Here is a 10,850-nt window from a genome sequence, read left to right as displayed (position 1 = left end):
CAGAATCTGGCCGCGGCGCAGCAGGGGATACTCCGCCGGCATCGGCTCCTTGACCTTGAGCAGCAAGTCGGCGCCGGCCCAGACTTCTTCGGCGGTGGTGATCAATTGAGCGCCCGCCGCCTTGAAGTCCGCGTCGGAAATTGCCGAACCTTCCCCGGCGCCGGCCTGGACGAGTACCTCATGGCCGCGGTGCGTCAGTGCGGCGACGCCTGCCGGGGTGAAGGCGACCCGGAATTCGTTGTTCTTTGTCTCGGTCGGAATGCCGATACGCATCCTTCCAGTGTGAAGAAAGTTCGGAGAATACGCAAAGATCATGATGATACTTCGATAAGGTGGCCATATGCCTGATAAGTCCGCGGGAATTGCAGTTCAGCTGGACGACTCGTCGAAGGATGTTCGGCCGGCCGATCTGGACGGCGTGGACCGCAGCATCCTGAGCGTCCTGCACGGCGACGCCAGGATCACTAACAACGCGCTCGCCGAGGCAGTGGGAATCGCCCCGTCGACATGTCATGGGCGGGTACGCCGGTTGGTAGAGCTTGGCGTCATCCGTGGCTTCTACACCGACATCGACCCGGTAGCGGTGGGTTTGCCGCTGCAGGCGATGATCTCGGTCAACCTCCAGTCCAGCGCGCGCGGCAAGATCCGCAGCTTCATCCAGCAGATCCGCCGCAGGCGGCAGGTGATGGATGTCTATTTCCTGGCCGGCCCCGACGATTTCATCCTGCACGTCGCCGCCCGCGACACCGAGGACTTGCGCTCGTTCGTGGTCGAGAACCTCAACGCCGACGCCGACGTCGCGGGCACGCAGACGTCGCTGATCTTCGAGCACCTGCGCGGTGCCGCGCCGATCTAGTGGCGATCGCAAGCGCGGCGTAGCCGGGCGCGGCGGGTCGCCACCATCGGACCAAACCCTGTCTGGGGCCATGGCCGGCTGGTTATGATCACCGCATGACAGAGCCATCCGCCTCGGCGACCGTGCAGATCGACCGCAGCCCCGACGAGGTGTACCGGCTCATCACCGACCTGCCGACGCTGGCTTCGCTGGCCGAGGAGGCGGTGGCGATGGAGTTGCGCAAGGGTGACTGCGTGAGCAAGGGGGCGGTGTTCGTCGGCCACAACGAACACGGTGACAAGCGCTGGTCGACGAAGTGCACGGTGACCGACGCCGAACCGGGCCGGACGTTCGCGTTCGACGTGCGCTACACCGTGCTGCCGATCGCCCGCTGGCAGTACGACATCGAAGCTGCCGCCGACGGCGGCTGCCGGGTCACCGAGAGCACCTGGGACCGCCGGCCCGGCTGGTTCCGCAAGGTCGCCCACATAGGTACCGGTGTAACCGACCGCGCGGCCGCCAACGCCGAGCACATCCAGCTCACCCTGCAACGCCTCAAGCAACGTGCGGAAGCCGGGTAGTTCGAAGACGATACGTGATCCCGCGGTCGCCGTCGTCGGTGCGGGAATGTCCGGTTTGTGTGTTGCTATCGCCTTGCTGCGCAGCGGCATTACCGATGTCACCGTCTACGAGAAGGCCGGCGAGGTCGGCGGGACGTGGCGTGACAACACCTACCCGGGCCTCACCTGCGACGTGCCGTCGCGCGTCTATCAGTACACGTTCGCCACGAACCCGAACTGGTCGCGCATGTTCTCCCCGGGCGGCGAGATTCAGGCCTACTTCCGTGGCATCGCAGACCAATTCGCACTGCGCGACCGGATTCGGTTCGGGACCGAAATCGTCAGCGCCCGCTTCGACGGCCGCCGCTGGGTGTTGCGCACCGATGCCGGGGACGGACTCGAGGTGGACTTCCTGATCTCGGCTACCGGCGTGCTGCATCATCCGCGAATGCCGTCGATCGCCGGACTGAACGACTTCGGCGGCAACGTCTTTCACTCCGCGCGCTGGGATCATCGGGTGCCGCTGCAGGGACGGCGCATCGCGGTGATCGGTAACGGATCGACCGGCGTCCAGCTGGTGTGCGGGTTGGCCGGCGTGGCCGGCAGAGTCGTGCTGTTCCAGCGCACCGCGCAGTGGGTCATGCGGCTGCCGAACCCGCGATACTCTCGGTTAGCCGGCGTTACCCACCAAGCCATTCCATGGCTCGATCGACTCGCCTACCGGGTATACAGCTCTCTTTTCGATACTTTCGCCGTTGCGTTGACCAAACCGGGTTTGCGACGAAAGTGGATGGGAGCGCTGTGCCGCGCCAGCTTGCGCAAGGTGCGTGACCCCGAGCTGCGGCGGGCCCTGACCCCGCAGTATCAGCCGATGTGCAAGAGGCTGGTGATGTCCGCGGGCTTCTACCACGCCATCCAGCGCGACGACGTCGAGCTGGTCACCGCCGGCATCGACCATGTGGAACGCCGTGGCATCGTCACCGAGGACGGCGTCTTGCACGAGTTGGACATCATCGTGCTGGCCACCGGTTTCGACACCCACGCCTTCTTCCGGCCGATGCGGCTGACCGGTCGGGACGGAATCACGGCCGACGAGGTATGGCGCGACGGCCCGCACGCGCACCAAACCGTGGCAATGCCCGGATTTCCCAACTTCTTCATGATGCTCGGGCCGCACAGCCCGGTGGGGAATCTGTCGCTGACGGCTGTGGCCGAATCGCAATCCAATCACATACTGCGCTGGATAAATCGTTGGCGCCGTGGTGAATTCGACACTGTGGAGCCAACGCCCGCGGCGACCGCGACCTACAACGACCGATTGCGCGCGGCGATGCCCAACACTGTGTGGACGACCGGCTGCGACAGCTGGTACCTGGGCAAAAACGGTCTCCCTGAAGTTTGGCCGTTCACGCCGGGCGAACACCGCGCCATGCTGGAAAACCCCGATCCAGGCCACTACGACCTGCGCAGCTTCGCCTGAGGCGTGGTGCCGCATCTATACTGACCGAATTTGAGGGGGGCCGGCATTGATTACCGTTGACAACCAAGCAGTCGGTCCGCATGACGCGTCCCTCGATCACGAGCGCCTGGTCCTCGAGGCACGCGATGTCAAGTTCGACTGGGCCAACCTGCCGTTTCACTATGTGCCCGACGAGCCGCTGGCCACCCATGTCCTCAATGTCCTGCATCTGCTGCTGCCCGCCGGCGAGGAGTTCTTCGTCGAGGTATTCAAGAAAGCGCTGCCGCTGATCAAGGACGACCAGCTGAGGCTGGATGTGCAGGGGTTCATCGGTCAGGAGGCGATGCATTCTCAGGCGCACTCTGGTGTGCTCGCCCACTTCGCCGCCCAGGGCGTCGACCTGGCGCCATTCACCGGTCAGGTCAGGTGGCTGTTCGAGCGCCTGCTCGGCGAAAAGCCGCGGCGCAGCACTCGGCGACAACACAGTTGGCTGCTCGAGCAGGTCTCCTTCATCTCGGCAATCGAGCATTACACCGCCGTGCTGGGTGAGTGGATCCTCGATTCTCCCGAGCTCGACGCCGTCGGCACCGACCCGGTGATGCTGGACATGTTGCGGTGGCACGGCGCCGAAGAGGTCGAGCACAAAGCCGTCGCCTTCGACACCATGAAGCACCTGCGGGCCGGCTACTGGCGGCAGGTACGCACCCAGCTGGCGGTCACGCCGGTGATGTTGCTGTTGTGGATTCGCGGAGTGCGGTTCATGTATTCGGTGGATCCGCTGCTGCCTCCGGGTAGCAAGCCGCGCTGGCGCGACTACATCAGGGCGGCACGCCGCGGTTTGGTACCCGGCCCGCTGCGCCTGGCGCGGGTCGTCGGCGACTACTACAAGCCGGGCTTCCATCCGTCGCAGCTCGGCGGACTGGACCTGGCCGTCGACTACCTGGCTGTCTCACCCGCCGCCCGGGCATCGCACTGAGCTGTGGCTACCACCATCGGCAAGACCGTCACCGCCTCCGACGGGGTCACCCTCGCCGTATACCGGTATGGCGAGATCGATCCTGCGCGTCCGACCATCCTCGCCATTCACGGCTGGCCCGACAATCACCATGTGTGGGACGGGGTCGCCGAGGAGCTCGTCGAGCGCTATAACTTCGTCGCCTATGACGTCCGGGGCGCGGGCGAATCGTCTTGTCCGGCAGAGCGTTCGGGATACCGCTTCGACCAGCTGGTGTCCGACACCGGCGCCGTGATCGACAGCCTGGGCGTCGGCAAGGTGCACCTACTTGCGCACGACTGGGGCTCGATTGCCACCTGGGCGGCCATCACCGACGACTCGGTGATGCCCAAAGTCGCTTCCTTCACCTCGATCTCGGGTCCGCACCTGCGCTACGCGGGCAGGTTCCTGCGCTCAGCGCGCTCTCCGCGGGCTCTGTCTGACGTCGCCAAACAGCTTGTGGGCTCAAGTTATATCGGGTTCTTTCTCTGCCCGGGGCTCCCCGACTGGACGTTTCGGTCCGGGCTGGGCGTGAAAGTCTTTGGTGCTCTTGAACGTATCGGCCGTAGCAGCGCCCGCAGCCGGCGTCAGGTGCCGCCCCGCTCGATCGGCGACTACGTCAACGGGCTGGCGTTGTACCGGGAAAACATGCCCGCACCGATGGTGTCACCCGGGCCGCAGCTGCCGCGAACCAACGTCCCGGTCCAAGTGCTGGTGCCGCGTAGGGACATTTTCGTCACACCTGGGCTGCAGCGGTTCACCGGCGCAATTCCACAGGACAGCAGGGTTGTTCCGATCGAAGGCGGACATTGGGTGGTGGCGTCGCGTCCCGACGTCATCGCCCGGCTGACCGCCGAATGGGTAGACCGCGTGGGCCGTGGTGTTCCCGAAGGCGATTCTGAGGTGCGCACCGGCCCGCGCCAGGTGAGCGGCAAGCTCGCTTTGGTCACCGGTGCGGGCGCGGGTATCGGCCGCGCTACCGCCGTCGAGCTGGCGCGTCAGGGCGCCCGCAAGGTGGTGATCGTCGACCTGGACTCGGTGGCGGCCAAGGAAACCGCGGACGCGGTGCGCGCGGCGGATGCCGAGGCGGCGGTCTACCAAGCCGACGTCAGCGACGAAACCGCGATGAATGACCTTGCGGCACAAGTTCTCCGAGAACACGGCGTGGTCGACATCCTGGTGAACAACGCCGGTATCGGGATGGCCGGCCGTTTCCTGGAGACGACGTCGGCGCACTGGGACACCATCATCGGCGTCAATGTCCGCGGGGTCATCACCGGCAGCAGGGCGTTCGGTGAGCAGATGGCCGAACGCGGCGAGGGCGGAACGATCATCAACATCGCGTCGGCGGCCGCATACATACCGTCGAAATCGATGGTCGCCTACAGCACGACCAAGGCGGCCGTGCTGGCATTCAGCGAGGCCTTGCGCGCCGACCTCGCCGACGAGGGCATCACTGTGACGGCCGTGTGCCCGGGCTTCGTCAACACCAACATCGCCAAAAGCACTGTCTACGCGGGGATGACGGCGCAGCAGCAGGAGCATGCCCGGCAGAAGGCAGACGTGGCCTACCGGCGCCGCAACTTCACCCCGGAAGCCACCGCCAAGGCGATAGTCAAGGCCGTTCGGACGGGTCCGGCGGTGCTGCCGGTGGCCGCAGAGTCCCGCATCGGTTACGCGCTGCGCCGCATCAGCCCGTCGGCGCTTCGGCTGTTCGCGCGCTTCGATCTCCGGCAGAAGTAAGACGGTGTCGGAGAGCATCTGGGACAGCAGGCCGGCCGACCTCTACGGCCGCCGCGATCGGGACCGCTTCGCCACCGTGTTGTGGGGCGTACGAACGTTGTTCGCGGGCTTTGCCGCGGCGTCGCGGTGGTCACCGGCGCGTGTGGTGCCGGTGCGGCGGACGCAGTTTGCGGTGGTCACCCGACGCGAACTCGTCGCACCCGACGTGGTCGCGTTGACCTTGGCCGACCCCGACGGCGGGCTGCTTCCGTCGTGGACGCCGGGCGGACACATCGACGTTCAGTTGCCGTCGGGGCGGCGCCGTCAGTACTCGCTGTGCGGTCCGCCGGGGCGGCGCACCGACTACCGCATCGCCGTTCGCCGGATCGCCGACGGTGGCGGTGGCTCGATCGAGATGCACGACGCATACCGGGTGGGCGACACTCTGACGTTCGAAGGTCCGCGCAACGCGTTCTATCTCGGCACGACGGAACGCGATGTGCTGTTCGTGATCGGCGGCATCGGCGTGACGGCGATTCTGCCGATGATCCGGGTCGCCCAGCAATACGGAATCGATTGGCGCGCAATCTATGCCGGCCGTAGCCGGGATTACATGCCGTTCCTGGACGAGGTGGTGTCGGTGGCGCCAGACCGGGTCACCGTGTGGGCCGACGACGAGCACGGTCGCGTGCCGGCCGTCGATGACCTGCTGGCGGGGGCCGGGCGAACGACGGCCGTCTACGTGTGCGGGCCCAGTGCCATGTTGGAGGCGGTCCGGGTGGCTCGCGACGAACATGCAGATGCGCCACTGCATTACGAGCGGTTCAGCCCACCGCCGGTGGTCGACGGAGTTCCGTTCGAATTGGAACTTGCCCGGTCGAACCAAGCGCTCAACGTGCCGGCGAACCGGTCCGCTCTTGATGTCATGCTCGACCGGGACCCGACGACCCCGTACTCGTGCCAGCAGGGTTTCTGCGGCACCTGCAAAGTCAAAGTGCTTGCCGGACAGGTCGATCACCGGGGCCGAGGTGTCATTGGCGACGACGAGATGCTGGTCTGCGTGTCCCGGGCGAAAGCAGACCGGGTCGTCATAGACGCCTAAAAGACCTGCTGTTCTGTCAGCACGTCGGCGAAGTTCACCAGATCCGCGGCGAAGGCGGCCGGCTGCTCGAAGGCCGCGAAATGCCCACCGCGGTCCTGGATTGCGTAGTGCACCAGGTTGTATCGCGCCGCTGCCCAGGCGCGCGGGGTTTGCATCAACTCATAGGGGTAGACCGCGTACCCGGTGGGAACGTCGACGCGACCGGTCCATTCGCTGAGTACGCCGGTGCCGGCGCGCTTTGATTCGCAGTACAGCCGCGCGGCCGACGTCGCGGTGCCGGTCAGCCAGTAGAACATCAGGTTGTCGATGAGGCGATCGATGGAGATCGGCATGCCTCCTCGTATGTCGCACCAGGCATGAAACTTCTCGAGTATCCAGCCGGCCAGGCCCAGCGGTGAGTCGTCCAGGCCGAAACCCAGCGAATGTGGGCGCGTGGACTGTAGTTCCATGTACGCGGTGCCGTCTTTGATGCGTTCCGCGCTGGACGCTAGGGCGGCGAGTTCGGACTGCGAGATGTTCGCCAGTAGTTCGGCGTCGGACTGATCGGGCGGCGCGAACAACATGTTGCTGTGGATCGCGGCTACGTGGGGGGCGTGATCCTCGCCGAGGTGGCGCGTGACAAGTGCGCCCCAATCACCGCCCTGTGCGATATAGCGTTCGTAACCGAGCTGAGCCATCACGTCGGCGACCGCCGCGGCGATACGGGCGACGTCGACGCCTCGTTCGCTGGTCGGGCCGGAGAAGCCGTAGCCCGGCATCGATATCAGGACGACGTGAAATCGCTGCCGCAGCAACGGTAGTGCGTCCAGGAATTCGACGATCGAGCCCGGCCAGCCGTGCGTGATGACAAGAGGGAGTGCGCCTCGGTCATCTGATGTTGCGTGCAGGAAGTGCACGCGCTGTCCGGCCGCTTCGGTGACGAACGAACCGATCGCATTGACCTCGGCCTCGACACTGCGCCAGTCGTAGCGGTTCACCCAATGGTCCACCACGCCGCGCAGGAACGACTGGTCGGTGCCGTAATCCCAACCCGCGCCGGAGATCTCGGCCGGCCAGCGTGCGTTGCTGAGCCGTTGCCGAAGGTTGCTGATCTGAACTTCAGGCACGTCGAGAACCAGCGGTTCCATGTACGTCACCCTTCCAGATAGGCGGCCAGCGCGTTGGTCAGTCCTCGCCGCGCCATGTCGAGATCGGCGTACGAGCCCAGTTGGCGCTCGGACACCAGGCCGCGCATCGCGCCCGGGATCAGGGCGGCCACCTCGCGCACCCGGCCCGGGTCGACATCGAGACCGGCGAAGGCGTTCTGACAGGTCTCCAGCCAGCTCTTTCCCCAGGAGAACAGTTCGGCGGCGGTGCGCGGGTAGAGGCGTTCCAGCTCGGCGGGTTCGCGGGGGAGTGCGGCCCGCAGATTCTCGATCGCGCGTGAATCCGCCGACGCCAGGCCGCGATAGAGAGTTTCGATGATGGCGCCGACCCGCTCCCGCAAGGGCGCGTCCGGTTGGACGGGCGTCGACAACGTCGAGAATGTCGCGGCGCGTCGCTCGGCGGTGCGGTGCAGAACCGCCGCCCAGAAACCGTCGGTGTCGCCGAACTGATACTGCACCGCACCCCAGGTGGCACCGATGTCCTTCGCGATGCGGTTGGCCGACACCGAGCCCGGCTCACCCGAGGCCAGTGATCGCAGCGCGGCCTCCAGCATGCTCTCGCGGGTGGCACTGCCGCGCCGGTTGGGACGCCGGCCTTCGACGCCGGCCCCGGCGACGCGCCCAGTCATGGCGTTCATCTTAAGGTCTCGACATACTTTTTCATAGAGGGTACTGTGATTGCGATCTGGCAAGGAGGGTTCGATGGCTAAGCCGCCGCTGTCGATGAAACCGACCGGATGGTTCCAGGTCGCCTGGTCCGATGAGATCGGCGCCGGCGAGGTCCACAAGATGAAGTACTTCGACCAGGAGATGGTCGCTTGGCGGGCACAGTCCGGCCAGCTCACGGTGATGAACGCCTACTGCGAGCATCTGGGCGCTCATCTCGGCTTCGGCGGCAAGGTCGTCGGCGAGGTATTGCAGTGCCCGTTCCACGGGTGGCAGTGGAACCAGCAGGGCCGCAACGTCTGCATCCCGTACCAGGACCGCCCCAACCGCGGCCGGCGCATCCGCACCTATCCCGTTGTGGAGCGCAACGAGTCCGTCTACATCTGGCACGACATACAGGGCCGTGAACCTTACTTCGACGCGCCCGACGTATTCGCCAGCTTCGGCGACGACAGCGCTGCGGCGGACTACTACCCGCAGCAGCGGTTGTACCGGGAGGGTCTGGAGATGCACCCGCAGTACGTCTTGGAGAACGGTGTGGATTTCGCGCACTTCAAGTACGTGCACAACACGCCGATCGTGCCGGTGTTCACCCGCCATGACTTCGAGGAACCAGTGTCCTTCGTCGACTTCACCATCACGTTCGAGGGGGACGACGGCCAGAAGATCGAGGACGTCAACAGCGGCGTGGAGGCGATCAACGGCGGTCTGGGTATTGCGGTGACGAAGAGCTGGGGAATGGTCGACAACCGCACCATCTCCGCGATCACCCCGGTCGACGAGTTCACCTCCGATGTGCGGTTCATGGTCTATATCGGACGCACGCCGGCCAAGGATGCGGCTCGTGCGGAGCTCAGGGCGCAGGAGTTCGGGCGGGAAGTCATCAGGCAGTTCGAGCAGGACGTCCACATCTGGCAGCACCAGCGCTATTCCGACCCACCCGCGCTGGCCCCCGACGAGTACCAGGGCTTCACCGCAATTCGCCAGTGGGCCAAGCAGTTCTATCCCGACGGCATCGGCGGTAGTGCCGCCGAAGTCTATGCAGCGTCCCAGAAAGGCTGAACGTCAATGACTGCACCCGCTCGACCCGTTCGTGTGTTCCAGGTAGCGACGGGCAACGTCGGTTCGGAGATGATCAAACGGATTGCCGCTTACCCCGACCTGGAACTCATTGGCGTGCATTGCTATTCGCCGGAGAAGATCGGTCGCGATGTCGGTGAGCTGGTGGGCATGGAACCCAACGGCGTGAAGGCCACGGGCACCGTCGAGGAAATCATTGCGGCTCGACCCGACGTCCTGACCTTTCATGGCGTGTTTCCCGACGAGGATCTCTACGTCAAAGTCCTTGAGGCCGGGATCAACATCGTCACCACTGCGGACTGGATCACCGGGTGGCATCGCGACAAGAACCACCCTCATCCGTCGGGCAAGCCAGTGACGCAGCTGCTGGCCGAGGCCTGCGAAAAGGGCAATGCCTCCTTCTACGGCACGGGAATGAACCCTGGCCTGAACCAGATCCTCGGCGTGGTGTGCTCGGCCGACGTCGCCGAGATCGAGAACATCACCACCATCGAGTCCGTCGACGTGTCGTGCCATCACTCCAAGGAAACCTGGATCGAGGTCGGCTACGGGCAGCCGGTCGACGATCCGGAAATCCCGTCCAAGCTGGAGAAGTACACCCGTGTGTTCGCCGACAGCGTGCTCATGATGGCCGACTGTTTCGATCTGACACTCGACGAGGTCAAGTTCAGGTACGAGTTGGGTGCGTGCACCAAAGACGTCGACCTGGGTTGGTATACCTTGCCCAAGGGTTCGCTGGGCGGTAACTACATCAAGTACCAGGGCATGGTGGACGGCGTTCCGCGGGTGGAAACGCACCTGGAATGGCAGATGACCCCGCACACCGACCCGCATTGGAATATCAAAGGCTGCTACATCACTCAGATCAAGGGTGACCCGTGCGTCTACAACAAGCACATGATCTTCCCCAAGCCCGGCATCGATCTGTCGAATCCGGACAACTTCGCGTCCATCGGAATGACGGTCACCGGCATGCCGGCGCTGCACGCGATCAAGTCCGTCGTGGCCGCGCCCCCCGGCCTGATCACCAGTGCCGACTTGCCGTTACGCGGGTTCGCCGGGCGGTTCAAGGAGTAGTGCGGGTCAGCATGCCTCGTCGTCATCAACAATGCGTTCGGGGTGGTGGGTGTTGGTGCGGGGTTGGCCGTGGTCGAGGTGGGCGGGTGGGATCCATTCGGTTTGGCCGTTGGGTTGGTTCCTGGTCTGCCAGCCGGTGTCGAGGAGTTTGTGGTGGGGTGTGCAGGCGAAGGTGAGGTTGTCGATGTCGGTGCGCCCGCCTGCGGCCCA

At 65.1% G+C, this 10,850-nt stretch carries 10 protein-coding genes and 2 pseudogenes; 8 read left to right on the top strand and 4 right to left on the bottom strand.

Annotated features, from left to right (window positions below):
* Positions 1-273, bottom strand: a pseudogene (locus tag A5791_RS13710) (alanine dehydrogenase); the annotation flags it as partial.
* A gap of 67 nt (positions 274-340) precedes the next feature.
* On the opposite strand from A5791_RS13710, the gene A5791_RS13705 reads away from it, so the two are divergent.
* From A5791_RS13705 to A5791_RS13680, 6 genes are all read left to right on the top strand, one after another.
* Entirely contained in the window at positions 341-856 is a 516-nt protein-coding gene (locus tag A5791_RS13705) for an Lrp/AsnC family transcriptional regulator (RefSeq protein ID WP_067237258.1), read from the top strand.
* Positions 857-951: 95 nt separating this feature from the next.
* On the top strand, positions 952-1,416 hold the full coding sequence (locus A5791_RS13700) for an SRPBCC family protein (RefSeq protein WP_067237255.1): 465 nt from the start codon (positions 952-954) through the stop codon (positions 1,414-1,416).
* Positions 1,400-2,875 (top strand): flavin-containing monooxygenase, encoded by a 1,476-nt coding sequence (locus tag A5791_RS13695; RefSeq protein WP_369828067.1) that lies wholly within the window; start codon positions 1,400-1,402, stop codon positions 2,873-2,875. The genes A5791_RS13700 and A5791_RS13695 overlap by 17 nt, the downstream gene beginning before the upstream one ends.
* Before the next feature lie 46 nt (positions 2,876-2,921).
* Positions 2,922-3,830 (top strand): metal-dependent hydrolase, encoded by a 909-nt coding sequence (locus tag A5791_RS13690; RefSeq protein ID WP_067237249.1) that lies wholly within the window; start codon positions 2,922-2,924, stop codon positions 3,828-3,830.
* Between the two features lie 3 nt (positions 3,831-3,833).
* Entirely contained in the window at positions 3,834-5,591 is a 1,758-nt protein-coding gene (locus A5791_RS13685) for an SDR family oxidoreductase (RefSeq protein ID WP_231995900.1), read from the top strand.
* Positions 5,592-5,595: 4 nt separating this feature from the next.
* Positions 5,596-6,672: a PDR/VanB family oxidoreductase gene (locus A5791_RS13680; protein ID WP_082966912.1), complete on the top strand. Its 1,077-nt coding sequence runs from the start codon at positions 5,596-5,598 to the stop codon at positions 6,670-6,672.
* Here A5791_RS13680 and A5791_RS13675 read toward each other — a convergent pair.
* Together A5791_RS13675 and A5791_RS13670 are read right to left on the bottom strand one after the other, a co-directional pair.
* Entirely contained in the window at positions 6,669-7,799 is a 1,131-nt protein-coding gene (locus A5791_RS13675; protein WP_067237264.1) for an epoxide hydrolase family protein, read from the bottom strand. The genes A5791_RS13680 and A5791_RS13675 overlap by 4 nt on opposite strands.
* Before the next feature lie 5 nt (positions 7,800-7,804).
* Entirely contained in the window at positions 7,805-8,371 is a 567-nt protein-coding gene (locus A5791_RS13670) for a TetR/AcrR family transcriptional regulator (RefSeq protein ID WP_156661260.1), read from the bottom strand.
* A gap of 148 nt (positions 8,372-8,519) precedes the next feature.
* On the opposite strand from A5791_RS13670, the gene A5791_RS13665 reads away from it, so the two are divergent.
* Both A5791_RS13665 and A5791_RS13660 read left to right on the top strand, forming a co-directional pair.
* Complete coding sequence (locus A5791_RS13665; protein WP_067237243.1) at positions 8,520-9,545, top strand: Rieske 2Fe-2S domain-containing protein; 1,026 nt, start codon at positions 8,520-8,522, stop codon at positions 9,543-9,545.
* Positions 9,546-9,551: 6 nt separating this feature from the next.
* Positions 9,552-10,640, top strand: a complete 1,089-nt coding sequence (locus A5791_RS13660; RefSeq protein WP_067237239.1) for a dihydrodipicolinate reductase — start codon at positions 9,552-9,554, stop codon at positions 10,638-10,640.
* A 6-nt stretch (positions 10,641-10,646) separates the two neighbouring features.
* On the opposite strand, the pseudogene A5791_RS26795 reads toward A5791_RS13660, so the two are convergent.
* A pseudogene (locus A5791_RS26795) lies at positions 10,647-10,850 on the bottom strand (hypothetical protein); the annotation flags it as partial.

The sequence above is a fragment of the Mycobacterium sp. 852002-51163_SCH5372311 genome (assembly GCF_001667115.1).
Lineage (GTDB): Bacteria > Actinomycetota > Actinomycetes > Mycobacteriales > Mycobacteriaceae > Mycobacterium.
The sequence above is the reverse complement of the archived record's forward strand: the minus strand, read 5'-3'. Positions and strand labels throughout refer to the sequence as shown.

Bases quoted from the DNA above. Each gene is read 5' to 3' on its own strand.
- A5791_RS13675 (WP_067237264.1), bottom strand. From the start codon at position 7,799: ATGGAACCGCTGGTTCTCGACGTGCCTGAAGTTCAGATCAGCAACCTT.
- A5791_RS13705 (WP_067237258.1), top strand. From the start codon at position 341: ATGCCTGATAAGTCCGCGGGAATTGCAGTTCAGCTGGACGACTCGTCG.
- A5791_RS13665 (WP_067237243.1), top strand. From the start codon at position 8,520: ATGGCTAAGCCGCCGCTGTCGATGAAACCGACCGGATGGTTCCAGGTC.
- A5791_RS13700 (WP_067237255.1), top strand. From the start codon at position 952: ATGACAGAGCCATCCGCCTCGGCGACCGTGCAGATCGACCGCAGCCCC.
- A5791_RS13670 (WP_156661260.1), bottom strand. From the start codon at position 8,371: ATGCTGGAGGCCGCGCTGCGATCACTGGCCTCGGGTGAGCCGGGCTCG.
- A5791_RS13660 (WP_067237239.1), top strand. From the start codon at position 9,552: ATGACTGCACCCGCTCGACCCGTTCGTGTGTTCCAGGTAGCGACGGGC.